The organism is Corynebacterium stationis (genome assembly GCF_001941345.1).
In the GTDB taxonomy this organism is placed as follows: Bacteria; Actinomycetota; Actinomycetes; order Mycobacteriales; family Mycobacteriaceae; genus Corynebacterium; species Corynebacterium stationis.
In genome coordinates this window covers 2,048,308-2,072,944 of sequence record NZ_CP009251.1, presented here as the reverse complement: position 1 = coordinate 2,072,944, position 24,637 = coordinate 2,048,308, and the positions used below count along the sequence as shown (strand labels likewise).

General features: G+C 52.9%; 23 protein-coding genes, 1 tRNA gene, 1 other RNA gene and 1 pseudogene. 16 read left to right on the top strand and 10 right to left on the bottom strand.

All coding sequences use genetic code 11. The annotated features are described in order from the left end of the window. Nucleotides 1-380: 380 nt before the first annotated feature. Nucleotides 381-457, top strand: a tRNA-Met gene (locus CSTAT_RS09660). Between the two features lie 65 nt (nucleotides 458-522). On the opposite strand, the gene CSTAT_RS09655 is transcribed toward CSTAT_RS09660, so the two are convergent. Beyond that, the gene (locus CSTAT_RS09655) at nucleotides 523-1,659 is read right to left on the bottom strand and encodes a YkvI family membrane protein (protein ID WP_156845118.1); all 1,137 of its coding nucleotides are present in this window, start codon (nucleotides 1,657-1,659) and stop codon (nucleotides 523-525) included. 494 nt (nucleotides 1,660-2,153) lie between these two features. On the opposite strand from CSTAT_RS09655, the gene CSTAT_RS09650 reads away from it, so the two are divergent. Further along, nucleotides 2,154-3,323: a S1 family peptidase gene (locus tag CSTAT_RS09650; RefSeq protein WP_075723270.1), complete on the top strand. Its 1,170-nt coding sequence runs from the start codon at nucleotides 2,154-2,156 to the stop codon at nucleotides 3,321-3,323. Between the two features lie 88 nt (nucleotides 3,324-3,411). Here CSTAT_RS09650 and CSTAT_RS09645 read toward each other — a convergent pair whose 3' ends face one another. The 4 genes from CSTAT_RS09645 to CSTAT_RS09630 form a co-directional block, all read right to left on the bottom strand. Next, nucleotides 3,412-3,903, bottom strand: coding sequence for a hypothetical protein (locus tag CSTAT_RS09645; RefSeq protein ID WP_075723269.1), 492 nt, complete (start codon nucleotides 3,901-3,903; stop codon nucleotides 3,412-3,414). Between the two features lie 18 nt (nucleotides 3,904-3,921). Next, nucleotides 3,922-4,866 carry a phosphoglycerate dehydrogenase gene (locus tag CSTAT_RS09640; RefSeq protein ID WP_075723268.1) on the bottom strand — a complete coding sequence of 315 codons (945 nt, stop codon included), beginning with the start codon at nucleotides 4,864-4,866 and terminating at the stop codon, nucleotides 3,922-3,924. A gap of 240 nt (nucleotides 4,867-5,106) precedes the next feature. Beyond that, complete coding sequence (hisN, locus tag CSTAT_RS09635; RefSeq protein ID WP_075723266.1) at nucleotides 5,107-5,889, bottom strand: histidinol-phosphatase; 783 nt, start codon at nucleotides 5,887-5,889, stop codon at nucleotides 5,107-5,109. Further along, complete coding sequence (locus CSTAT_RS09630; RefSeq protein ID WP_075723264.1) at nucleotides 5,882-6,715, bottom strand: inositol monophosphatase family protein; 834 nt, start codon at nucleotides 6,713-6,715, stop codon at nucleotides 5,882-5,884. The genes hisN and CSTAT_RS09630 overlap by 8 nt, the downstream gene beginning before the upstream one ends. A gap of 70 nt (nucleotides 6,716-6,785) precedes the next feature. Between CSTAT_RS09630 and prfB the strand changes: the two genes are divergently transcribed. From prfB to CSTAT_RS09570, 12 genes are all read left to right on the top strand, one after another. Beyond that, nucleotides 6,786-7,886 carry a peptide chain release factor 2 gene (prfB, locus tag CSTAT_RS09625; RefSeq protein WP_075723262.1) on the top strand — a complete coding sequence of 367 codons (1,101 nt, stop codon included), beginning with the start codon at nucleotides 6,786-6,788 and terminating at the stop codon, nucleotides 7,884-7,886. An 84-nt stretch (nucleotides 7,887-7,970) separates the two neighbouring features. After that, on the top strand, nucleotides 7,971-8,660 hold the full coding sequence (ftsE, locus tag CSTAT_RS09620) for a cell division ATP-binding protein FtsE (RefSeq protein ID WP_075723261.1): 690 nt from the start codon (nucleotides 7,971-7,973) through the stop codon (nucleotides 8,658-8,660). Nucleotides 8,661-8,663: 3 nt separating this feature from the next. Then, nucleotides 8,664-9,566: a permease-like cell division protein FtsX gene (gene ftsX / locus CSTAT_RS09615; protein ID WP_075723259.1), complete on the top strand. Its 903-nt coding sequence runs from the start codon at nucleotides 8,664-8,666 to the stop codon at nucleotides 9,564-9,566. 117 nt (nucleotides 9,567-9,683) lie between these two features. Further along, the gene (gene smpB / locus CSTAT_RS09610; protein WP_025387946.1) at nucleotides 9,684-10,193 is read left to right on the top strand and encodes an SsrA-binding protein SmpB; all 510 of its coding nucleotides are present in this window, start codon (nucleotides 9,684-9,686) and stop codon (nucleotides 10,191-10,193) included. 133 nt (nucleotides 10,194-10,326) lie between these two features. Beyond that, nucleotides 10,327-10,707, top strand: a transfer-messenger RNA (tmRNA) gene (gene ssrA / locus CSTAT_RS09605). A 170-nt stretch (nucleotides 10,708-10,877) separates the two neighbouring features. Then, nucleotides 10,878-12,131: a tyrosine-type recombinase/integrase gene (locus CSTAT_RS09600; RefSeq protein ID WP_075723257.1), complete on the top strand. Its 1,254-nt coding sequence runs from the start codon at nucleotides 10,878-10,880 to the stop codon at nucleotides 12,129-12,131. A 3-nt stretch (nucleotides 12,132-12,134) separates the two neighbouring features. Beyond that, complete coding sequence (locus tag CSTAT_RS09595; protein ID WP_075723256.1) at nucleotides 12,135-12,851, top strand: hypothetical protein; 717 nt, start codon at nucleotides 12,135-12,137, stop codon at nucleotides 12,849-12,851. A gap of 181 nt (nucleotides 12,852-13,032) precedes the next feature. Next, nucleotides 13,033-13,221: a helix-turn-helix domain-containing protein gene (locus tag CSTAT_RS13995; protein ID WP_075723255.1), complete on the top strand. Its 189-nt coding sequence runs from the start codon at nucleotides 13,033-13,035 to the stop codon at nucleotides 13,219-13,221. Further along, nucleotides 13,221-13,793 (top strand): hypothetical protein, encoded by a 573-nt coding sequence (locus tag CSTAT_RS09585; RefSeq protein ID WP_075723254.1) that lies wholly within the window; start codon nucleotides 13,221-13,223, stop codon nucleotides 13,791-13,793. Before CSTAT_RS13995 ends, CSTAT_RS09585 begins: the two co-directional genes overlap by 1 nt. Continuing rightward, nucleotides 13,790-15,253, top strand: coding sequence for an AAA family ATPase (locus tag CSTAT_RS09580; RefSeq protein ID WP_075723252.1), 1,464 nt, complete (start codon nucleotides 13,790-13,792; stop codon nucleotides 15,251-15,253). Before CSTAT_RS09585 ends, CSTAT_RS09580 begins: the two co-directional genes overlap by 4 nt. A gap of 83 nt (nucleotides 15,254-15,336) precedes the next feature. After that, on the top strand, nucleotides 15,337-16,050 hold the full coding sequence (locus tag CSTAT_RS09575; RefSeq protein WP_156845117.1) for a hypothetical protein: 714 nt from the start codon (nucleotides 15,337-15,339) through the stop codon (nucleotides 16,048-16,050). A 62-nt stretch (nucleotides 16,051-16,112) separates the two neighbouring features. Next, the gene (locus CSTAT_RS09570; protein ID WP_075723248.1) at nucleotides 16,113-16,556 is read left to right on the top strand and encodes a sigma factor-like helix-turn-helix DNA-binding protein; all 444 of its coding nucleotides are present in this window, start codon (nucleotides 16,113-16,115) and stop codon (nucleotides 16,554-16,556) included. A 113-nt stretch (nucleotides 16,557-16,669) separates the two neighbouring features. Here CSTAT_RS09570 and CSTAT_RS09565 read toward each other — a convergent pair whose 3' ends face one another. Continuing rightward, nucleotides 16,670-19,510 carry a DNA methyltransferase gene (locus CSTAT_RS09565; RefSeq protein WP_336469887.1) on the bottom strand — a complete coding sequence of 947 codons (2,841 nt, stop codon included), beginning with the start codon at nucleotides 19,508-19,510 and terminating at the stop codon, nucleotides 16,670-16,672. A 586-nt stretch (nucleotides 19,511-20,096) separates the two neighbouring features. Between CSTAT_RS09565 and CSTAT_RS14025 the strand changes: the two are divergent. Together CSTAT_RS14025 and CSTAT_RS09555 are read left to right on the top strand one after the other, a co-directional pair. Next, nucleotides 20,097-20,219 (top strand): annotated as a pseudogene (locus CSTAT_RS14025) (tyrosine-type recombinase/integrase); the annotation flags it as partial. A gap of 84 nt (nucleotides 20,220-20,303) precedes the next feature. Continuing rightward, entirely contained in the window at nucleotides 20,304-21,341 is a 1,038-nt protein-coding gene (locus CSTAT_RS09555) for a tyrosine-type recombinase/integrase (protein WP_473206065.1), read from the top strand. Nucleotides 21,342-21,345: 4 nt separating this feature from the next. On the opposite strand, the gene CSTAT_RS09550 is transcribed toward CSTAT_RS09555, so the two are convergent. The 4 genes from CSTAT_RS09550 to CSTAT_RS09540 all read right to left on the bottom strand — a co-directional run bounded on the left by CSTAT_RS09550 (nucleotide 21,346) and on the right by CSTAT_RS09540 (nucleotide 24,078). Then, nucleotides 21,346-22,368, bottom strand: a complete 1,023-nt coding sequence (locus CSTAT_RS09550; protein WP_075723244.1) for a helix-turn-helix domain-containing protein — start codon at nucleotides 22,366-22,368, stop codon at nucleotides 21,346-21,348. 2 nt (nucleotides 22,369-22,370) lie between these two features. Further along, nucleotides 22,371-22,547, bottom strand: a complete 177-nt coding sequence (locus CSTAT_RS13505; protein ID WP_156845116.1) for a hypothetical protein — start codon at nucleotides 22,545-22,547, stop codon at nucleotides 22,371-22,373. Then, the gene (locus tag CSTAT_RS09545) at nucleotides 22,541-22,981 is read right to left on the bottom strand and encodes a hypothetical protein (RefSeq protein ID WP_075723242.1); all 441 of its coding nucleotides are present in this window, start codon (nucleotides 22,979-22,981) and stop codon (nucleotides 22,541-22,543) included. Before CSTAT_RS09545 ends, CSTAT_RS13505 begins: the two co-directional genes overlap by 7 nt. 242 nt (nucleotides 22,982-23,223) lie before the next feature. After that, the gene (locus CSTAT_RS09540) at nucleotides 23,224-24,078 is read right to left on the bottom strand and encodes an excalibur calcium-binding domain-containing protein (RefSeq protein WP_075723240.1); all 855 of its coding nucleotides are present in this window, start codon (nucleotides 24,076-24,078) and stop codon (nucleotides 23,224-23,226) included. Between the last annotated feature and the right edge of the window lie 559 nt (nucleotides 24,079-24,637).

Sequence of the window (24,637 nt, the reverse complement as noted above, 5' to 3'; positions counted from 1 at the left end):
CGCTGTTGGCACAAAGTTGTCGGCTCGGCACAGCTTTGTGGTTGCTGACGGCACCGGAGTGCTCCGCATTAGCAGGAACTCTGGTGACATTTGGTGTGCGTGCAGCGCTGCTTATCAGCCCGGTGGAACGCCCGAAGAGCAATAGTTGGTGGCGTTCATAAAAGAGTGATCGTGGGTACAGCTCACTGAATTTCCGCGAGAAAATTTCTCGCTCTGTATGACGGTCATGGTTTTACCGTTACTGTGTCGGCACTAGCATGTTCGTGGAACTGCTCAAATGCCTGCGCGGTTAAGACTTAGATCGAGCAGATTTGGATAGAAACAAGGTTGTTGATATGGTTAACGCCGTGCCATTGACATGCAATGTTGATGACAATCGGCGCGGGGTGGAGCAGCTCGGTAGCTCGCTGGGCTCATAACCCAGAGGTCGTAGGTTCGAATCCTGCCCCCGCTACCAATTTCAAATAGCCGCAGTTAGTAGAAATACTGGCTGCGGCTATTTTCTTTACTTGATCGTTGGTCCTAGCGGTGTGCCAACCGTGACTTAATCTGACGGTAGGCTAGGCAGCCGAAGAAGACGAGGCCGAAGTAGCCGATGGATGGGTAAACGAATCCGACCAGCTCAGCGAAAGGCAGCTTCAAACCGCCAATGAGTGCGACGACGGTTAGCGCTAGGCAGACAATGGCATAGGTGCGGCGGGACTTCAGCGGGAACTGGTCGGCGACGGTCCACAGCATGGGGGCGGCGGTGGAGTAAATGCCCAAAAGGGTAATAATTGAGAACACGTAGCCGAGCCACGGCGCGAGATCGATGCCGAGCATGACCAAGGGCGTTGCTTCGTCATAGACCATGGGCAGTGTGGCAAGTAGTGCCAGCGCGCACAGGCCCATGACCCCGCCGTAGAGAAAGCCGGTGAGAATACTTGGGCGAACGGTCGAACGCAGCGAGCGGTCTTCGCGGCCAAGGCTGGTAAGAAAAGGCACTGCGATAATCAAGATGGCGGTGCTGTACAAAATAGTGCCGATAAACCAGTTCTCGCTCGCCTTGGCGGGTTGGTACTGGGCAAGGTTTTCGGGGACATCGGCAAGCGCTGCGAAATTCTCAACAACTACCCATAGCGCGACGATGCCAATAACGATGACGATGACGGGGCCAATGCGGCCGATAATTTCCACGAGGTTGCGGAAACCAAACATCAAAGTAATGGCAACCACGACTGCCATTCCGGTGGCGCCGACCCAGGTGGGCGTGCCAAGGACATCGTTAAGCAATGCTCCCGCTCCAGCGAACATGGTCACCGCAATCATGAAGACGAACACGGGTACGCAGTAGCGCAACACCGTGCCGACGGTCTTACCGCAGATATCGGTGAAGGGATCGGCCCTGTTGTCGCGGTTCTTGCGGCCCCATTCGGTCAGCGAAGAAAGCAGCCAGGAAAACAATACGACAACGAGGACGATGGAAACCATTCCCCACCAGCCGTGCGCGGTAAAATACTGCAAGCTTTCTTGGCCGGTGGCGATACCGGCGCCGATGAAAAAGGAGCACTGCGCACCAGTAAATAGCAGCGCGGATTTTAGACGCGACCCTAGCGATGAGGTAGCGGTCGACGCTTCTATTGGTGCCTTATCAAGCGTAGATGTGCTGAGTGTATGCAAGATTCCTCCGGATGTAAGCGGTGTGAATGGGATGCAACGCAACTCCATGTGAGATGGATTAAATTCACTCTCCTAATGGTTGTGCATCACTCTGCCCATGTCATTGGTTCCTTGTCGGATACTTCTTTGACATATGTTGAACCGTTGGGACTTTGGTGGTTGGAGGGCAGTAACGGTGAAAATGGGTTAAGGCGAAGGATGGAGAAAAGTCCGAATCTTTAGGTTGGCTGTGGATCGGCGTTCCAATCGGGGGTAATGTGCCTGCTGCTGGGCCCGTGTGATTCATTTCTTTTACATGTAGGTGAACTGCGGGTTTGGATCAGTGTGAGGGGAAATCGCAGGTGGGATTTCGGGTGTTTTATTACGGCTATGTAACGCTCGAAATTTTTCAGGACGCAAACTTTCAGCACGTGACATGATGGGGGATGCCAGTGCAGTGTGATGTTGCACTAGGGGAATACTGATGCGAGATGTTGAAATGAGGCAATAAGCTTATGCGCTGGATGCCGCACCTAAAAAGAGTCTTAGTGGGCTCGGCCTTTGCGGGTGCCTTTTTTATTGGAGCCCCAGCCGCGGGCGCTGCTGAACTTCCAAACCCGGTCATTGACTCGGCTGGATTTGTAGAGCACGTCCGTGGAGAGCTGTCATCTGTAGGAGTGCAGACTCCGCAAGTAGATAGCCAAGTAACGGATGCCGTCGATGACGCGCTGCAGAAGGTAGTGCCGCAGAATTCGCCGGCACCACCACAACCGGAAGCGCCGCAGGCTCCTCAGGAAACTGCGGCATCGGAGTTGCCTGTAGCGAGTGAGGTCCAAGAATTTGCGACGCAGGCCTATGACCAGACGCAGGCGCTTACCAACCCGAACCCTATCGGTTTGCAGGAATTAACGCAGCCGGAATTTAAGCCAGTACAGGTTGATCCGAACTATGTGTGGCGCAATGACCTGTTTTCTAAGGTAGCCGCTGGCAAACCTTTTGAAGACTTCGTCTTGCACCGCGCACCGGGTTCTTTCTTTGATGCACCTCGCGTGCCAGAAGAATCCAACCAGGCCATGACCCAAGGAAAGTCTTTGTACGGTCCGGGTACGCCTATCTACATCAATGACCAGACCATGTGTACTTTGACGATGGCTGGTACCGATGCAGAAAACCGCAAGGTCGGCGTCACTGCTGGCCACTGCGCGGAAGTAGGCGACTCGGTAGCTTCGGCTGATTCCTGGCAGCTCGGCCCCACCGGCACGGTGGTGTCGAAGAACGCAGCTTTGGATTACTCCGTTATCGAATTTGGCTCTGATGCTGAAGTCACCAATTCTTACAACGGCGTGACTGCACGTGGCGTTGGTGGCAACGTGCAGCCGGGCGATGTCGTGTGCAAGCGCGGCGTGGCCACCGGTACCACTTGCGGCATGACCTTGATGAAGAGCGAGAATATCCACCTCAATCAGGTCTGCGCGACTGTCGGCGACTCTGGCGCGCCAGTCTTCCGCAATGGCCAGATTGTGGGAGCTATCTCCGGCGGCTACCGCCCAGGAAATATGGGCTCCTCCTGCATCACCCCGCTGCAGGGTGCGCTGCATGTGCCAACCGTGGTTTCTGACTCTAATGTCGTTATCGCAGACATGAACCGTCGCGGTGGAGTAGGCGTAGGCTTTAAGTTGGCCTAGCGCCACCTTAAGCACGATCTACTGCTTATTCCACAGGGAAGTCCTCGAAGCAATCGCTTCGAGGACTTCCTTATGTTTTCGTCTCCCACTAGTTTCCGAAGTCAGTCAACGTCCACCGTGAATCCGGCTGGACGAGCGTGAAATCTAGAGTGTCAGTGGTCGGCTTCAAGGTTAGAGATTGTGAACTTGTATTCGGTAGATTGCAAAAATCAAGTTCTGCGCTTGCGAACCGAACCCACTTCTCTTCGCCATTGCCAGTGCCGTCACCGGATTTGAGGTAGAGGTAGTTTTCAGAATCTTGCAGGCCGTGCTCCCGAATGGGGGAATCTTCCGTTGCGAGGGCTTCATGGACGTTCTTTTGGGGAGAATATGGGCAGACAATGGCGTATTCAGTCCACTCCGGCCCGTAAACCTCATCAAAGGAGGCGGTGGCAGCGGCGGGCTCGCCAGCGATGACACTGTCAAAAGTCTTTAGATGCGACAGCAGCGGATCGATGGTGCTACACGAGGTCAATAAAAGCGCTGCAATACCGGAACCCGCAATTGCAGCGCCAGTTCGACGCAGATGAAACTTGGGCATTTTTATGCTTGGTTCTGATTAGAAATCGACTGGATGAGAAGGTTCTTTTCCTTGCAGAACATCAATGACTTCTTGGGCGGCGGCGAGTCCTGCGCGCTCGCGAGCTTCAGCAGTTTGCCCTCCGAGGTGTGACGTCACAATGACGTTGTCGAAATCACGCAGTTTGCTGTCCACAGGCAGAGGTTCGCTATCGAATACATCAAGCGCGGCTGCGGCGATGGTGCCGGCCTCAAGGGCATCGACTAGCGCGTCTTCATCGACTAATGATCCCCGCGCCGTATTGATCAAGACAGCGGTGGGCTTCATGGATCTGAAGCTATGTGCGCCTATAAGCTCAGGGGACTGCGGGTTAGCTCGTGTATGGAGCGAGACATAGTCGGAGCGATTTAGCAGGCTTTCCAACTCAACAAATTCAACGCCTGAAATATCGTCATGCGGATGGGACGTGTGCACAAGGACGTTCATGCCGAGAGCTAGACCCAAATGAGCCAATGCCCGTCCGCTTGGGCCGAATCCGATGATGCCAAGTGTACTTCCACGTAATTCGTGTCCAGCCTGCCGTGGCCAGTTTCCATCTTTTACTGAATTGTGGACGGACACTAGATTACGTGCGGATGCGATTATCATTCCCAAAGCTAGCTCAGCCACAGAGTGATGGTTTGTTCCGGGCGCATAGCAGACTCGAATTCCTTTATCCCGTGCGGCAGCGAGATCTATCGTGTCATAACCAACGCCACTCCGAGCGATTACTTTGAGATCCTCGGCTCCTTCGAGGTTCTTGGCAGTTACAGGCTCGCTAGCGAGAATTGCAGCAGAGACTCCACTAAGTAATTGTTGGATTTCGCCTTCCTGCCTCTGCCCGCGGAAAGGCGCGTAGACCGGTTCGTGGCCGTGTTCACGCAATAGTTGGTCAACGCTGTCTCCAGGTTTGAGATAGTCAGTCGTAATGAGAATGCGGCTCACTTTGGGGCAATCACCTTTCTACTTCTTATAGGCAAAAAGAATCAGGATTCTAATTACAGAAAGTCTAAAGGAATTATCTCAACCTCGGTGTCCCACGGCTACGGCTCAAATGCAAAGCGTTATTGATGATTTGAAGCTAATAAGCCGAGATTCCAAGAAGCGACAGGAAAGACCAAACCCCCGCCAACGCGAAGCACGATTTGTGCAAAGCAGCGTTGAGCGAGGGGAGGAGAATTTAATTTACTTATTTAGCTTGCCTAGAACCTTTTCGTGCAGCAGGCCGTTGGTGGCGATGGCCGAACCGCCGGCGGGGCCTGGGATGCCTTCGAGGTTGGTAAACGTGCCGCCGGCTTCGGTAACCAACAGGGAGGGTGCAGCTAGGTCCCAGAGGGAGACTTCTGGTTCAGCGCCGATGTCGACTGCGCCTTCAGCGACGAGGCAGTAGTTCCAGAAGTCGCCGTAGCCGCGCAGGCGCCAGGTGGATTCGGATAGATCGATGAAGTTTTGCAGCAGGTTGCGCTCAGTCCAGCCTTCAAGGGAGGAGAAGGCAACGGAGGCATCGGCAAGCTTGGATACTTGGGAGACCTTTAACTGCTTCGGTTCGCCGCACCACACGCGGAAAGCGCCAGCGTCTTTCGATGCATACCAGCGCCTGCGCAACGCCGGCGCCGACACAACGGAGACTACCGGTTCGCCATCTTCCAACAGCGAAATCAACGTTGCCCAGACAGGAACGCCGCGGACGTAGTTTTTGGTGCCATCAATGGGGTCAATGACCCACTGGCGGCCAGAGGTGACCGGCTCGCCGCCGAATTCTTCGCCTAAGACTTCATCCTGCGGACGTGCCTTTTTCAACTCGGCGCGCAGTTTCTTCTCACACGCTAGGTCGGCATCGGAAACTGGGGTCATATCGGGCTTTGCTTTCACCGATAGATCCGCTGCTTCAAAGCGGTGCATGGTCACAACATCGGCGTGGCCTGCTAGTTCGAGTGCCAATCCGAGGTCTTCTTTGTACTTACCCACGAAGGAAGTTCTCCATTTCAGATACAACTTGCTGGTTTCCAGCGATACACCATTCAACTCCACCTGCTTCAACTTTGGAAGTTGCACCCCCGGCAGCGTGTACTAATGCCTGGCCAGGTAGCCAATCCCAGTCCGGAACAGAGTGCTGCATCCATGCCCCCATGGAGCCATCAGCAACGGTGGATAGGTCGACGGAGCCTGCGCCCAACATGCGCACGGAGGCAAAATTCTGCGCTACCTTTTGCCAGGCGCCGCACAGCGCCTCATCTGCCATAAAACGTGGGTGCAGGTAGGTAGCTAGACACAGCTGCGATGCGGGGGCATCGGCAAGCGGTGCTACTTCCTTGCCATCGCGTGAGGTTGGGTAATCACGGCCGCCGAACCAGGTATATCCCATCGCGGGGCGGTGGACAGCGCCCAACAGGGTGCCGGAGGCGTCGCTCAGCGCTAGTGCTGAACACCAATAATCTGAACCGTTGGTGAAGTTATAGGTGCCATCGACTGGATCGATGACCCAGGTGCGACCTGACTTGGACTCCCGCTGCGCACCTTCTTCGCCAATGATGCCGTCGTCAGCGCGGATGGCTTCGAGCGCTCCGGCGACGAATTTTTCGGCCGCGCGGTCTGCTTCGGTCACAACATCGGACACGGATGTCTTTTGCTCGGTGGAAATGCCCTGTTCACGCATACGCCACGCTAAACGCCCGGCGTTGTACACCAAAGCCTGGGCCAGGTGTGCATCCGAGTCATCGACATGGGCGACGATGAAAGTCTTGGTGATAGCTGCGAGCATCTCTTCAAAAGTGGGCTGAGCTGATTCAGTCATAGAAGCTATTGTTGTCGCTTTATCAGGTGATTGCGAATTGAAATGCTCCCGCGCGGTAGACTCTAGTGCCATGCAACCGGATATTTCTGCAGCGATTGATGATCTTTCTGCCACCTTGACCACTATTGAAAAGGTCATGGATCCGCGTGCCTTGGAAGAAAGGGCGCGTGAGCTGGAAGCTCAGGCCGGTGATCCATCACTGTGGGATGACCCAAACCATGCGCAGAAAGTTACCTCGGAGCTGTCCTCGACCCAGAGCAAGCTCAAGAAACTGTCAGCGCTGCGGCAGCGCTTGGATGATCTGCCGGTGATGTATGAGCTTGCAGAAGAGGAAGGCGATGCATCGCTTGTCGATGAAGAACTTGCCGACCTGCGCGAAGCCATCGAATCTTTGGAAGTAACCACCATGCTTTCTGGCGAATATGACCAGCGTGAAGCAGTGATTAATATCCGCTCTGGCGCTGGTGGTGTGGATGCGGCGGATTGGGCGGAGATGCTCATGCGCATGTACACCCGCTGGGCAGATAAGCACGGGCACAAGGTGGATGTCTATGACATTTCTTATGCCGAAGAAGCCGGCATTAAGTCGGCGACTTTTGTAGTCCACGGTGAATATATGTACGGCACGTTGTCCGTAGAACAAGGCGCACACCGCTTGGTGCGCTTGTCGCCCTTTGATAACCAAAACCGCCGTCAGACTTCCTTCGCCGAGGTCGAGGTTTTGCCCGTCGTGGAGCAGACTGACTCTATTGAGATCCCCGATGCGGAAGTCCGCGTGGATGTCTACCGCTCTTCTGGTCCAGGTGGGCAGTCCGTCAACACCACGGACTCGGCAGTGCGCCTAACGCACGTGCCCACGGGCATTGTGGTGACCTGTCAGAATGAGAAATCGCAGATTCAAAACAAGGCATCTGCGATGCGTGTCCTGCAGGCGAAACTCTTGGAGCGCAAGCGCCAAGAAGAGCGCGCCGAAATGGATGCACTCGGTGCCGGCGGTAATGCATCGTGGGGTAATCAGATGCGCTCTTATGTGCTGCATCCGTACCAAATGGTCAAGGACCTGCGCACTAACCATGAAGTGGGCGATCCATCGAAGGTACTCGACGGCGATATTGATGACTTCCTCGAAGCAGGCATTCGCTGGCGCATGGCAGAGATGAGCGAAGCCTGAAAGGCAGATGGGCACGGGCTGTAAATACTGAATAAACCTGTATTTTAGTTTTCGTACGCATCTAATGTTGCTAGTGTTGCACCTGTGATCACGTTCGAGAATGTAACCAAGGTTTATTCCACCTCCACCAGACCGGCCTTAAATGATGTGTCTTTTAAGATCGAAGATGGCGAATTCGTCTTCCTAATTGGCCCGTCTGGTTCTGGTAAATCCACGTTCTTGCAGCTGATGGTGCGTGAGACGAACCTTACGGCCGGCGATATTTACTTCAATGACTTCCACGTTAATCAGCTCAAAGGCACAGAAATTAATAAGCTGCGCCAATCCATTGGCTATGTCTTCCAGGATTTCCGCCTGCTGCCCAAGCTTGATGTGTATTCCAACGTGGCTTTCGCGTTGGAAGTGATTGGGAAGAAGAAAAGCCGCATCGAAAAGCAAGTGCCTGAGGTACTTGACATGGTTGGCTTGGGGACGAAAGCCCACCGCATGCCAGCTGAGCTATCCGGTGGTGAACAGCAGCGCGTTGCTGTGGCGCGAGCTTTTGTGAACCGCCCGAAGTTGCTGCTTGCCGATGAGCCCACCGGCAACCTGGACCCTGGCACCGCTGATGAAATTTTGACCTTGCTCAATCAAATCAACCGCCATGGCACTACCGTGGTGATGTCCACGCACAATGCGCGTGCCGTTAATGATGCACGTCAGCGAGTTATTGAGCTGAGCAATGGCAACCTGGTGCGCGATGAGCACAACGCGGAATACGGAGAGGCGAAATAAACAATGCAGATTAAATTTGTTCTCCGTGAAGCTTTCAAAGGCCTGGGCCGCAACCTGACCATGACCATCGCGCTGGTGATTACCACCGCGATTTCAGTCGCGCTGGTGGTAGCCGGTGTTTTGGTGTCGAATATGGCGCGCGAAACCCAAGAGATTTATCTCGAGCGCGTCGAGGTGATGATTCAGCTGGATGAAGAAATTTCCAACACTGACCAGGACTGTTCTTCCGCTGCGTGTGTTGAAGTTAAAGAGCTGCTGGAAGCTGATGACGGGGTAGAGACAGTAACTTATCGCTCCCGTGAGGACTCTTATCAGCGCTTTGTCGAAGTCTTCCAAGACACTGACCCAGTGCTGGTAGAAGAAACTTCCCCTGATGCATTGCCAGCTGCGCTGCATGTGCGACTAGTTAACCCGACCGATACCGCGCCGATTGATGCAGTGCGTGACCTACCGCAGGTGGATACCATCGTTGACCAAGTAGAGGAAGTGCGTTCGGCAACGGATAACCTCAACTCGATCCGAAATGCCACCTTCTTGCTGGCATTTGTGCAAGCGGTTGCTGCCATCTTCTTGATTGCGAACATGGTGCAGATCGCCGCCTATAACCGTTCCACGGAAATTGGCATCATGCGCATGGTGGGCGCTTCTCGCTGGATCACCCAGGCACCATTCGTATTGGAAGCGGTGGTGGCATCATTTATCGGTGTGGTTCTTGCCGGACTTGGCGTCTTTGCCGCGAAGTCCACGATCGTGGATTCTTCGCTTGCATCTCTGTACCAATCCCAGCTGCTGGCGCCGATTCGAACCTCTGATATTTGGGTCTCGTGGCCACTAGTTGGCATTGCCGCTATTTTGGCTGCGGCGTTTACGGCCTCGATTACTTTGCGAGCCTACGTGCGCAAATAGTGCGGCTGGCTTCGCACTGCTAGTCGCCAGCGCCCAAAACACGAAAGAACGGACAAGCATTATGTTGTCCGTTCTTTTCTTGAATAGCAGCCCTTAGTGCAGGTAGGGTTATTTGTTATGGCTAAAAAGGGCAAGAAGAAAAAGAATGCGGTAGGCGCTGACGGTACTCAAACGTTGGCGACCAACCGGCGTGCCCGCCATGACTATAAAATTCTCGAGGAATTCGAGTGTGGCATTGTCTTGCTGGGCACGGAAATTAAATCACTACGTGAAGGCAAGATTTCTCTAACCGATGCTTTTGCAACCGTAGATAACGGTGAGGTTTTCCTGCGCAATCTGCATATTCCGGAGTACTCCATGGGCTCGTGGACGAACCATTCGCCTAAGCGCACCCGGAAGCTGTTGTTGCACCGCCGTGAAATCGACAAAATCATGGGCCAAGTCCGTGATGGCAATAAGACCCTGATTCCGCTGAAGGTTTACCTGCGCAACGGTTATGCAAAGTTAGAGTTGGGTCTTGCCCAAGGTAAACAAGACTACGACAAGCGCGAGGACATCAAGCGCCGCGACCAGGACCGGGACATCACGCGTGAGCTTGGCCGGCGTATCAAGGGCATCAACGCCTAATTGCTTCGCCGAGGAAAGTCGGAAACAGGTTTGCTGGCGAGAGCTTCGCTTGCGCCGCAAGCTTGTGGGAATGAACCGTCCTGCTGTAGTGTTGTAACGACTGTAGGAAGATGCACATCCCGCCTACAGCAATGGGGTTGATTTGGTTTCGACTTCGCTCATTGAGCCAGGGGAAGCGTGCCGGTGAAGGCTAGAGACCACCGTTAAGCGTCGTAGCAACCAATAAACGCAGAGAAGAACTCTCAGCGTGACTACGCCCTCGCTGCCTAATTACAGCGACGCGTGTCTGTCAGCCTAGGTTTTGTTCCTGACCTAGAACCTGGCATCGACTAGGGAACTTGCCGTCTGGCTGGGTCGACAGGACCAGACGGGACTTCTACTGGCGACTGGGCTCATCATCCGGAACGTGTTCGTCCGAGCCGGAGAGCCGAGCAGAGATCCTGCGCGAACTGCGCACGGAGAAGCCCTGGCAAGATGACGGAGGACCCGGGTTCAAGTCCCGGCAACTCCACAAATGGTAAAGCCCCTGGTCGTGATTGACCGGGGGTTTTGCTATATCTATGCAGGTAGTGGACATGATAGTATTATGCCATGAGCGGCCACAGATTGCCGTGAAGTGTAGTCACTACGGGAAAGTTACGGGAAGGTTCCCAGCAATTCTCCTTAACTCAGAAGAGCGACACCATGGCAGCTAAAAGACGAACCCGGCGCGATTTTGGAACCGTCCGCAAAAAGGGCAAACGATTCTATGCGGAATACACCGGCCCCGATGGTGCGCAACATACCCCGGGGCACTCATTCCCCAATAGAACGGACGCAGATGGTTGGCTTGCAGCAGAGCGCCGTCTCATGGACTTGGAGACAAGGACACCACCGGCACGTCGGGCTGAGAAAGAAAAGGCTGATTCGCTAACAGTCGCACAGTGGCTAGACCAATTCCACGACCTGCTGGAGGTAGGCGCTAGCCCGTTGAAGCCGACCACGATGCAGAACTACCGCAATGTGACTAGGTGGAGAATTACGCAGCCTAGCGCGCCGGGAGACATGGATGATGATTTAACCCGTCTGGCCTCGATGCGTTTAACCGACGTTTCTAAGAATGATGTGTACCGGTGGTGGGATGCAGTACAGCGCAATTACAAGTCTGCAACCACAAACCAACAGGCCTATAAACGGTTGAAAGCTGCGTATATCGAAGCGGTGCGCCGTGAGATGGTCACCGTAAACCCTGTAGATGTTAAAAAGGCCGGGGAACGGGGCAAAGCTAAGGAAAAGTACTTGCCTAGCGATGAAGAAATAGAAAAGATTCTCGACGGTATGAATGACAGGTATAAAGCCTTTACCTCGCTTATTTTCCACCACGGTCTGCGCATCGGTGAGGCCATCGCCCTGGAGGTGAGGCATGTTCATGTGAAGCATGTGCCAGGGAGGGATACGCCTAACGTCACTGTGACGATTGAACAGGATGCAGGCAGGTTGTCCCCTGACGGTGAAAAGACATACATGTTAATTCAACCCCCTAAGACCGATGCAGGTTATAGGGACGTGCCGATAATGCGCAAAGACGTGCCGTACTTCCTCGACCACCTAGAAAAGTTTGTTGACGGTAAAACGACCCCTGTGCGCACCGCTGACGGGGCGAAAGAAGTAGAGCTGTTTACCAAGACATCAAGCGGAACAATCCTCATGGACACGTCGTATAGAAGTGTTTTAAGCCGCGTGAAGAAGGCCGTCGGCGTGCATCCTGATATTAACCCTCATACGGGGCGCAACTGGTTGATCACGCGGCTGGCAGAACAAGGGGCGCATCTTAAAGAGATTGGGCACCTTTTAGGGCAATCGGATATGGACACGATTTTAGAGGTGTATATGAAAGTTAGGGCGGGGCGCACAACCTCGTTAATGGATAAAGTCAATGATTCGTTGGGGAAGGTGTAGGCGATGGTGAAAAACTTCGATGACTTACCTGAGGTCGATGTTCGTGCCGTCTTGGAGGCAGAAGGCACCATATGGGAAGAGCTAGACCACAGGCAGCAGCAAGAAGCACTTATACGTGTGTGGGACATGCACGCGTTGGATGGGGAAGGTGTTATTGACCTCGCTGGCCTTGGATGGGATGAAGAGGGCGCAGCCCCTACGGTATTCCGATGGATACGGATAACCCACGACATGAGTAGGCATGCTCACAGCATGGCTACGTTTTTCCTGCTGGAGAAGTCCGGGGAATTACATGATGCGTATCTGGCTGTTCCACGGAAGAAGAAGCCCGCTAATCCGTTTGTGGTGGGCACGCGTCCTTTGAGGATTGATCAAGGCCGTAAATGGGGCGATGCAAAGGGGAAGATGCCTCAGTCGATATTCGGTGACCCTGACAATTGGGGAGAGGACTATCACAGGGAAGTCAACCATGATCCGTTGAAGCTATCTAAGCAATTGGCGAACCGGGGAGATGTACACCGTCATGACTTAGCTGAGGTACGCCGTGACCCTTACAGCCGAGCAATGCAAGTGAAGTTTAACGCAGGGGATAAATCGGCATGGGTTGGTGGCGTGCAGTTAGGGGAGATACTTCATAAGTTTCGCCTTATCGGACGTCTGCAGAAAGTGCCTTTTGGTTTGGTGAAACAAGCTATCCACGGAAACTACGGGAAAGGCTAAGAGTCCCCAAAGGTGGCCAATATGCGACTTTAGATGTATCGTTTGTGGCAGCGTAGTAATACGTGAATGGGCGGAACTTTAGCCGCCCCTACTTACGGTAAATACTGTTCGTGGTTGTGTTTCTCCAGCCTTCACATGCTGGGCATCTTGTGATGCCTGAAAGTATGTAAGGAAAGTCAAAATGGCTAAAAGAGAGTCATTCTTAACGACCGCTGAGGCAGTAGAGTTTTCAAACGTAAGCGCACGAACACTACGCAGGCGCGTAGCTAACGGGGAACTAAGAGCGTACCGTTCCGGTCGGCTTATTCGCTACAAGCAGTCCGACCTTGAAGCAATGTTCACGGCGACCGATTCGTGGGCGGTGAAATAATGACCACCGCAAAAGAAAAGACCCCCGCACGTCTGGATGCAGAGGCCTCAAAGAATTGGTGTGATTCTGAACAAAAGTTTACCACATTCAATACCACCGAAAACGCCCTATTAAAGGCACTCATATGGTGCCCGGCGCGCTTGATACTCGATGTGGCAAGCGGCCTGGAAGAGCAAGATTTTTTCAATGAGCACGCCCGCATAATCTACCGGGAGATTCTTAGGGTGGCTCACGACCTCGATGTACAGGGCTACGACGATTATGAGATACATGCGGGCGTCATTAGAAACGCTTTAAAGGCAACAGGGTGTCTTAATGACCCGCTCGATGCGTTCCTGCTTTCCATCACGGCTACAGGCGACCCAGCCCCTATTCCGCCTACGGTGCATCGGCTTGCACAAGACCTACGGGTAGAGCGTTTACGCCGTGCCCTCGACACCGCCGGGCGGGAGCTGATTGTGGCGTCTCAAGATTCGCACGACCACATCTTGGTGGCCATCGGCCGCACCCAACATTTACAGGCGTTAGCGCGCCGGGCTGGGGTGGAGCGACAGGCAGGTGAGCACGTATGAGCGAACCTATCGACAACACACCGATGAACCCCGCTACAAGCGCGCCACAGCCCCCAACAACAGAGCTTGCACTTAAGAGGCGGATAGACCTTGTCCCCGCGTCCCAGATTAAATCTGAGCACTTGGACTGGCTGATTCCCAACTGGGTACCGCACCGTTCGATCACCCTATTGGCCGGGCGGGAGGGGCTAGGAAAATCAACCATTGCCTCAAACATTGCAGCGCAAGCAACAACAGGTGGGCTAACCGGTAAACCAATCAATGTTGCCTATGTTGCTACCGAAGATTCACTATCCATCACAGTGAAGCCCCGCCTGGTGGCAGCAGGCGCAGACCCCAACAGAGCTTTACTACTTAACGTCACCACGGATGCAGGACGCACAGGAGCGTTAAGCCTACCCGGAGATATTCATCTACTTGCTGATGCCCTTAAGACGAACGATGTAAAGCTAGTCATCCTCGATGCCGCTAAATCTGCCATGCACTCCAGCCTTGACGGTTACCGCGATGATGACGTGAGACAGTTTCTAGAACCACTGGCATCCCTTTGTGATGACCTAGACATCGTGGTCATCGGCCTAGTGCACTTCGGCAAACGCGAATCAACAGACCCCGGCAAACTCATTTTAGGTTCTATCGCCTGGAGCCAAATAGCCCGTTCAGTCCTATCGGTAGCAGTCGATGATGAAGGCACCATAGTTGTCACGAACACCAAAGGAAACCTAGCGCCCAAACAGGTATCGCGTGAAGCCCGCATTGAGTCTGTGACCATACCGACAGATGACGGCAAAGCAACAGAGGTTGGTCGCATTGTGTGGGGCAATGAGACGAACCGATCTGCGTCGGATCTGTTGGTATCGCATGATGACGATGATGACCGAAGTGAGGCGGAAATGATTGTTGTTGACTTCCTCATCTCGCAGGGAGGTTCAGCCCCGGCCAACGATGTGCGAAAGCAAATCATGGCAGCGGGGCTTGCCTGGAAAACAGTTCAGAACACCCGAAAGAAATGGGGCGTGCGCACAGAGAAACGGGGCAACGGTTGGGTGTGGACTTTAGAGAAACAACATCCCGAAGCCATGTCCCGTGCACGTGGGAGTCGGGATGTAGGATGTTCGCAGGTCAGCGCACAAAAACAACATCCCAAACAGGTCAACATCCCACATCCCACGAACGAGGATGTTGCCCGGGATGTGCCCGATAAAGCTAGTCAGGTCACGGGTGGCACGCGTGCAAACATTGATGGCACAACTGACCCAGCTGGGTTAAGCGATACAGAACAAGCCATCTTGAGCGCGCTTTGTAGTTATCCGATGAACGTACGAACCCTAAGAGGCTGTTTCCCCCAAGCTCAACTCGCTGATTTTGGGGTGGATGATTTAACCCCTGTACTTGATGGCCTAGTTCATCGTGGACTCGCTAAGGAAGAGCCAGCGGGCAAATACCAACGAATTGGATAGAGGTGATCGCCACTCCCACGACACACACAGCGCGCCGGGCTTGAAGCCAGCAGGCACACAGTAGAAGCCCGCGTAATCGCCACATGACAACAACATCATCGAAAGGACAACCCATGTTGTTTAAGAAAGGTAAACCGTTCAACCTCGAATCGGAACGTGAAGCACAAGAAGCCGGGTACATCTGGGCGAAAGAGTCACAAGACTCAAAATATGGGCCATACGTCTACGGCATGCGACCAAACCTAAAAAGTGTTGCCACCGAAGAAGAAGCCCGCCTGGGGATGGTGCGTTCATACCTGGCTTATAAAAAGTTCGTGGAAGATGGCGAAAAAGAATACCTAGCTAAGGAACAAGCCCGCCTCGAAAAAGAAGCCACCGAAAGAGCCTTAATAGGCCGGGCAGAAGAGGCCAACGCCCGTAGCGCACAAGATGCCGGGTACTCGATTAAGAAACGCCCTAACGGCCTACAGGGATGGACAGGGGGCGGTATAGGGGTTGACTGGAACACCGTAGATGAAGCAATAGATGCACAAGCCCGTGATGCACAGCGCAACCGGGAACACGCGGCATACCGTCAACGTGTCGCCACAGCGATCCATGATGCAGGTGGTGAGATAAGGCGACAAAAGGGCGGCTATCTAGCCGTATATCTGCCACCAGCGCATGACCTTGCACCGAAGAATGGGGAAATCTTTAACGGCCTGATTTTCGTGTTTTCGGGGCGCGGCTGGGCTGACGTGGAAGAGCTTATGAAACTCGATGCGCAACGCCCTGACAGCTACCCGATGGACGAATAACCCAAAGCTGTTTCGTTGAAACTAAGACCCCCGAAAATTACGGGGAGAAAGGCAAGAAAGTCATGAGGCACACAGGTAAGGCGTTGGAGCTACAACACCGTAAGAAAGAGGCACTACAGTTGCGCCTGGAGGGAATGACCTACGCGGAAATAGCTGAGCGTATGGGGAAGAGTTTGAGCACGGTTCACGGCTATGTCACGGATTCGCTCGCAGAGGTCACCAAAGAATACGCACAGCAGCTACGAGACCTTGAGGCAGCGCGGTTGGATGCTTTGCAGCACGCCGTGTGGGAGAGGGCGATAGATGGTGATTTAAGCGCGATGGATAGGGTCATAAAGATTATGGATCGGCGTGCCCGTCTGTTGGGGTTGGATGCGCCTCAACAGGTAGCTGTGAATAATGGTGTGGATGTTGATATTGATGGGGCGGTGGATAAGTTGATTGCGGTGGCGATGAGGGAGGTCGCAGATGGCCAGCCCGGCGCGCTCGATAGCGGGGCAATGTAGGGCGCTACCGGAAAGCCACAGGGACGATCTGAGTTTGAGGTACAGATAATAGCCTTCTACCTGGTGCTGAACCGGTAGAAGGTTCAGATCCTGGTCTTTGCTTGGGCGGGATGTTATTGCTGTGTCAGTCTCACATAGTTTTGAAATAGCAATTCTTGTCGTTGTTTCTCGTTCGTGAGTTTCCTTGGTGCTCCAAAAGCCTTATCAACAGCACGATCTAGCTTGTCGTGAGCCTTGAGCAAGTCAGGATCCATAGCCAAAGGCTGGTAATGGTCAGCAAGGGAACGATTAGGGAACTTGGCACGCGCTTCAAGTACAGCCTTGCCGCCGTTGATGATCGCGGCCTGGTCTTGCTCTGATAGCTCAGGAACAGGGAATGTGTGCCATGTCAGTGTGCTTGCAAAACGAAGATCCGACTTCATCCTTCCGCCGACAGTGCGTTGCCACGTTATGAACATGGACGAAGATATAAGAGCGAACTGCAAGCCTTCTGGATCTGTTGTCTGAAACACCAGATTGGAACAAATTACCTCAGGTTGAAGTAGTTCAGCTGTAAAATATCGTCTCGTTTCGCTAACCAGACTAGGAATGCATAGATAAGGAACTAGCGGGCGTTGCTCGTTCGGGCGAAACAGATGGGGAATATGGCGTAGTTTGTATGCGTCTCCTTTGGGGGACTTAATTCCGCTTCGTTCGCGGAAATCGCGGCACGCTTCTACTCGCTCTTTTAATACGGGGGAACGATTGATGTCAGCTGGATCAAAGTCATCATCTCCCATCCACAGGCACCACCGCTTTAGGCCGTGCAGCAACTCCCTAGCCCCCATAAATGGGCGTAGGTATTTGGCTGCAATCGGATCACTAGCAACTCGCTCATAATCTTCTTTTTCAACAATAAGATGACCACCATCTGTTGGTTGCGTACCTCTTACTGCTGTTGAAACATCAGCTAGCGGCTTTAGACGCTTCTTGACCAGTACGTTAGCGCCATCGACTAGATAAGCGTTGACGCGCCGGGTTACCGGCTCTTCCACTGGCGCACCGTTAACACGGGGATAATTCCACAGCCTAGGCTTTATGTCTAAGTCCCTGGTAAAGCCAATAATCACACAGTGAACAGCGGCCTTGCCTGGTGCTTCTGAGTCCCAAGCAAACGTACGGTGAGCAAATTTAATCACCCAACCAGCGTTAAACAGTGGCTCAAACAGTGCTGGAACAGGTTGGCCTTGGGCAATAGAGTTCGTCGTTACGAACGCAAATTCACCTGGTCTATCGCTTAGCAAGTCCTTGCTCTTGGCGTGCCAACCAGTCACATAATCTAGGTAGCCGTCGTAATCGTCTCCCCACACATGCTTCATGTCCTCGGTCTGTTCGTTAGTCTTGGTGTACTGACCAATAAACGGTGGATTACCAAAGATGTAGGTAGCGCCTTTGACTCGCTTAATCTCCACATCCCACGCAATCCTTAAGGCATTGCCGTGGCGAATATGAGCAGTGATTTTAATTGGTAGGCGTTCTGGTGCGTTACCAATGCGCAATGCCAGTTCGCGGTTAGCTTGGTGGTCAACTAGGAACATGGCTGTTTCTGCAATTTTTGCAGGCCACCAGTTCAGCTCGAAACCATAGAATTGGCCAATGCTCAGCTTTTGCTCCCATGAGGTGTCGAGCGAGAAATCTCCAAGGCCTTCACGTTGGCGAATAGCAACGATGATGTCAGTTTCAATCTTTCTCAGCTCGCGATAGGCCACGACAAGAAAGTTGCCACAACCACAAGCAGGGTCACAAAACGCCATCTCAGCCAAAGAATCACGGAACGCACGCAATGCCTTAACCGTTGTTGACCGGTTACCGATCAGCCGGTTGGCTTCTTTCCTCAAGTCATCCAGAAACAGTGGCTCAATGACTTTGAGAATGTTTGTTTCGCTGGTGTAATGCTCACCGTCTGCCCGGCGCGCTTCTTTGGATTTGACCAGCTGGAACATTGAGCCAAAGATAGCTGGGCTAATGCGTGTCCAATTGAAGCGACAGGCGTTGAGCAATGCTTGTCGCATATCGTGATCGAAGAACTCTTGTGGCCAGTACTCGTCGAATAAGCTGCCATTGACATAGGGAAAACGTGCCATAGAGTCGGGGACTCGTTGACGACGATTCTCTGGTGTGTTCAGCACTTGGAATAGTCCGGCTAGTTGGCTGCCAAGATTCTCATCGTTGGTGTCGTTGAGAATGAACCGGTAGAACAGGTCATTTTCCCATAGGCCAGCATCATCACCGTAGAGTAGGAACAAAACGCGGGTGAGAAATACTGAGCTTTTTTGAACTTGCCAGTCTTCATCTTCTGGGTTGGTGGGTGCTTCATCACCGACTGATTCGTCAACGTCTGTGTTTGTCATGGCTGTAAATAGTTCTGCCATGAGCCGAGATGCTGCGATAGATGCTTGGGTTTCTTCTATCTTGGTGACTTCTTCACGTCCTGCTAAGAACATGAATTGATCGACATGGTCAGCTAATTCTTCAAGCCCAAATTGTTCTGTCCAACCTTCATCACCAAGTTTGGTCAGTCGGATTGTTTCAAAGTTGGTTGTTATAACGAACTTAGGCCACTCATGTGAAGCGATAGAACCACCAGCTAGATAATCCAACGCCTGTGATTCTGCCTTTACTAAGTCTTTACCCAGTGACTTAGCTTCACCTAGTACGACCGATGACCAAAATAGATCGATATAACCGGTGTTACCGGTGGTGGCACGAATCGCGTCACGCTCGAACAGGTCAATACGCTCAGGGATAACACCAAAGCACCGTAGTAAATGCCCCCAAAACTGCTGTGCAGCTGTGCTTTCAGTATGGCCTTGGTTATTGTCTTTCCACGTCTCAATGCGGCTTGACCACACATCAATGAAACTGTGAAGCTCTCGAACTACATCACCGCGTGATATTTGAGCCAACGTAGACACAACCAGCACCTTTCGATAAAGACAATGGCTATAGCCTAAGACATGCAAAGGGGTTTGGTTGCTTTAACCCGAGAGATTGATTCACCTTTGTATCTGTGGCTTACAACTGCCAAGAATGACGTCGCCCAAACCGGGGTCAGGGCGCGGTCAATAATGGTGCAGAGGTTGGTATCGAGCGGATAGCTGGTAGATTGATTGCGTTGGATATGAAGCAGGGGGAAATTAGCCAGCCCGACGTGCTCGATGGTGGAATAATGTAGAGCGTTACGGGAAAGTTACGGGAATGCTCTGGGTTTGAGTTTTGCACAATAGTGGTCTACCTGGGGTTATGAAGGTAGGAGGTTCAGATCCCGGCAGCTCCACAAATGCCGCTTACCTCTAATCGAGGTAAGCGGCATTTTCATGCTTTGAGCTGGGTGTTCTTAATTTGTTTTGGATCCGAGCTAACCGGAAAGATCAACCACTTTTTGCACGATAGAGTCCACGATAGTGCCCACGTGTCCCTCATTTTTCCCTCAAAGCCCGGGTTCAAGCCTGCAGAGTTGAACCCGAGTCCCATGAAAACCGCCGCCGCCAATTCGGAAATGTCGAGCTTCTTAAGTCTGGAAAATACCGCGCTAACTACAGTGGTCCTGACGGCCTCCGTCACCGTGCCCCACAAACTTTCTTTGATACCGGAGACGCGAGCGCCTGGCTTCGCTCCGAGCAAAAGCTCATCGAGTATGACGAATGGACACCGCCGAAATCGCGCGCTCAATCCCGCGAAGACCGCGGTCGCACCGTTGGCGATTGGATGGAGGAGTGGCTCGAGATGCGCAAAACCGGAGCCAATGCCCTCGAACCATCGACCTTGCTGGACTACAACAAGGACGTTCGAATTAGAATCTTGGAGGTCGATGGGAAGGCCGCGCGCCTGCGCGACATCCCCCTGACCCAACTCACTCGCCGCCAGGTCTCAGCCTGGTACGACGATATCGCCGCGCGCTTTAAACCAACTTCTGTCCTTAATACCTACAAACGCTTACATACCGCACTCGAAGCAGCTGTTGACCGCGACATGATTCCTGAAAATCCAGCAGCCCGAATTAAAGCAGCGAAGAAGAAACCAAAGCGAAAGCACAAAGAACTTCCACCCGTAAACGTCCTCCAAGAAATCGTTGCACAGCTAGACCACAGCGTCCCGCGCGTCGACGGAACACACAAGCTCAATGCAATCTTGACGTTCTTCCATGGGCTACGCATCAGCGAATCCCTAGCATTACGCCGAATGGACATCGTCGACCTTGGAGATCTCATTATCGCCCGAGTCCGCGGAAACTGCTACCGCACAAAAGACGGAATGGTTCGCAAAGACACTGTAAAGACCGATGCCGGATACCGAGACGTTGAAATCTTCCCAGCCTTCCACAGCGACGTGCGCTACCACCTCGAGCACTTCGTCGGCGGCAAACCAGACGCTATGCTCTTCACAACCGCAACCGGCGCTATCGTTCTGGACGCTTCCTACCGCTCCATCCTTAATCGCGCCAAGAAGCGCGCCGGGTACGAGAACATGCCACTGACCCCGCACTATGGACGAAACTTCATCATCACGACTTTGGCTGAAGCATCGATGCCTATTCCGGCCATCGGAGAAATTCTTGGACAACGTGACACCCGCACCATCACCGAGGTCTACATGCGCGCCACCGAGGAGAAGAAGGCTTCCGTCCTCGCGGCCGTCAATGATACCTTCAAGGTCCCCGATGGTGTTGCAGACCTGGATGCCAAGCACGCTGCTAAGGGCTCGGATTCGGAACAGTTAGAGCAGGAGCTAGCTGCAGATTCCTAATGGCTTATGGGAATAGTTGAGTGACGCCGGCGATTTCGTTAGGTCCGGCGATGACGTCGGAATTGCTCATTTTGGCGGGTGAGATGCCAAGATAAGGAGGCGGTGTGATCAGGTTTTCGAGAGGTACTTCCACTGGTTCTTTTTTACGCCACCCTCGTGAACTTAGCTGGATGTAGAGGGACCGATATCGGTCCTCGTTAATGACATCTAAGTCCAGTGCCCGTCGAATAATCGATTGCATGGATACAGCCCAGTTGGCTTTAAGGCGACCGTATCCATTGAGCGTGAGCGTCGGGCTTAGTTCGTCTAACAATGCGCGCTTGGGAAGCAGGAAAGCAGAGGCGAAGTCGTCTGCCTCTTTCTCCTTGATTTCCGTCGACTTGGTTGTGTCGTTGGTATGCAAAATAATGTGTCCAAGCTCATGTGCTGCTGAGAACCGGTAGCGGTCTCCCGGGACATCTCGGGAAAGTGTGGTGACGAAAGCGGATTGCGTACTTATCGGGGACGAGATGCCATCTATCTTCCCGGCTGGAAGAAGTGGGTTGGCAAGTTCCGTGACCACTATGCCAATGTGATTCATACAGCGTGTGACATTCCGGACAGCGGTATCAGGCTTGATTCCGATAAGTGAACGAGTCTCAGCGGCGATTACCTCGATTTCAGCGAGACTTCGCTGTGCCGGGGTATTTTTAAGTTCAAGAGTGGTGGTCTTGTTTTCCTGGTCCTTAAAGTTCTCTTCGATCAGGCCAAAGGTCTGAGTAGCCATGTCTGCGGCCTTGGCACTAAGCTTTTTCCGACGGAAGTTCAATTGCGCAGGAGAGTATTGAACAGGCTCTTTCTCAAAGTAATCAGCAGGAAGCTTGAAATACATTCTTGCAGCCAATTGGTGCTGGTATGTAAGCGACCTTGTTCCTCTTTCGATTTGGGAAAGCTGAGACTGCCCTACTCCGAGGATTGCAGCAAACTCCGCTTGTCCCATGCCGTTAAGCAGACGCAGGCTGTGGAGTCGCTGGTTCGCTGCAATCATTGTTATTTTCCTTCCGCTTGAGTGTCGTCTTCTTCGTCGTCAATGTCCCATTCGGAGACATTCGGATCGAATGTAGTGGTCTTGGGCATAAACTCTGTTTCTGCATCGAGTACTGCAGTAGATTCCCATTGACGGTGGTCGACCTTTGCACCTATTTTGGCGAGTCTAAGTACTAGCATGATAGGGCCTGTAGGTTCATGATCTTCATCGAGCTCTGGGAACTCCCAGATAAGTGCGATTTGCCGGGGGGATTGCTGTCGTGAGGCTCGCCTGCAATCTGGAAAAGCGGGATTTGTGCATCTAGCTCTCGTCGCTTCTGCGCAGCCATGAAGGAGACTGAGCCTTTTCGGCGGAAGATGAGCTCGGCGTTATGCTCAGCGGAGTAATAGACCAGTCGATTTGCTCGGTAGGAATCTTCGCGCCGTTCGAAGCTTCCGAGTTTCGAGGGCAACTGAGTGAAGAATGCATTGAGCATCGCTTCGCGTTGAAGTCGACGGTATTTGAACTGCAGATCATCATAAGGTAGTTGGACAAGCTTTTCACAGCCTGCCAGACTCGCAGTTTGGAAATCTTCAAAATGAGGAATGAGTTCTTCAAGAACTGCCTGCAACATGTTTAACCCTTCGGTTGGAGTAGAAGCGAAGCATTACCGAGGGGTTAAATTCTCGGTAATAATATTACAAAGAGTGATAATATCACACAGTTTGTAACACTGGAATTGTCCGGAACGACCATTCCCAGAAAGGCAAAAATATGGCCTTTCCATTTGGAAGAGGCCATTTTTTAGATTCATATTGACTGGTATCTGAACTACTTCTTTAATGACCTACTCCATATCGGAGCAGGTCATTTCTTTTATCCTGGGTAGGATTCACATCCGACGCCGTCGCCGTCACCGTCCTGGTTCGGTGCATATACGCCGTCGCCGATGTATGTCTTGTGACCGACTTGGGCACAGGTTGCCCCGCGCGATGGAACTGCGGGCGCGGCTGGTGCTTGTTCAACTACCTCCGGAACGCTCGCTTGACGCGCTGCACTCATCTCGTTCGAGCACTGCTCAGTCCAGCCAGAAGTGCCATCGGTGAAGAAGGTCGTTCCAGTTTCATGAATCAAGAGGTCACCGCATGACTCGATGGTCTTATTCATTGGGGCTGGGGTTGAATCTGCTGGACCTCCTGTAAATCCCACCGGCCGATCATCTTCTTCCTCGTCTTGCTCCACGGCCACCGCTGCTGGTGCTTCCGTCGTTGGCTCCGGCTCGCGAGTCGGCGTCGGTTCAACCGTGGATGTCGACGCGGCGCTGGTTGTTGTTGTTGCGGTCGTGCTTGTAGCACTCGATGTCGGCCCGGTCGTAGAAGTCTCGCTGGTTGTAGTTTCAACCGTCGTGGCCACGGCCGCTTGCTCCGGCTCATCATCCGCATTCTCAGTCGCTGGACTGGTGGCCACCGTGGCCACGAAAGAAGCAGCCGCGATGGTACCAATGATTCCCCAATGCCGCTTCATCAGCTCCGCGCCGGCGGACTCACGGCGTGCATGAAGCAGAATCCACGCGCCGGGCAAGGCGAACGTGATAAATCCGAAGACCTTGGATAAGAAGCCAGTCATGGCGAAAAGGAAAAGGAGGCTGAGGACAATGAGGACCCAAGCAAGAATCTTCTTGATGAGGTTCTTTTTCTTGGGGTCAGGTGATGAGGCGTAGGGGTTTGGCATAGGGATACCTTCTGACTAGAACCTGCTATTCAGAAGAAGATTAGACTAAACAGTTAGCTCTTGCACGCGATTGAACGCGAAAGTGTGCTACATCATTTGCCTAATGAAGGGCACAGTCGAAAGCGTCTATTCGCACGGCTTCGCAGAGCAGCTTTCTGACCGAAAGACGGTGCGGCGTAACTTCGCGTCCGGTTGCTTTCTGATAGCTCGTCGCTGGGAATTTCTCGGGATTGGATAGATTCTCCAACTGGGGTAAATATCTTGACGCGAAATTGTTTCCTTGCTGTGCGTTCTGGCTGCGGCACCATCGTGTCGTTTCATCCGGAAACTGTCGGGTAGAGCGGGGACTCAAACATTACTGACATTGAAAACTTTCTAGATTGGCTAGGTCAGTGCCGGAGCGAAGATCGATTTACTCTTATGACGATTCGAGAAATATCCTATTCAGAAACTGCGTGAATTTAGATAATATCTTCGGGGCTCAGTGGATATGACCAATGTGGACCGTGTTGACGACCATCAAACCTGTCTAATAGTACGTGAGGCAGCGCGGTACATA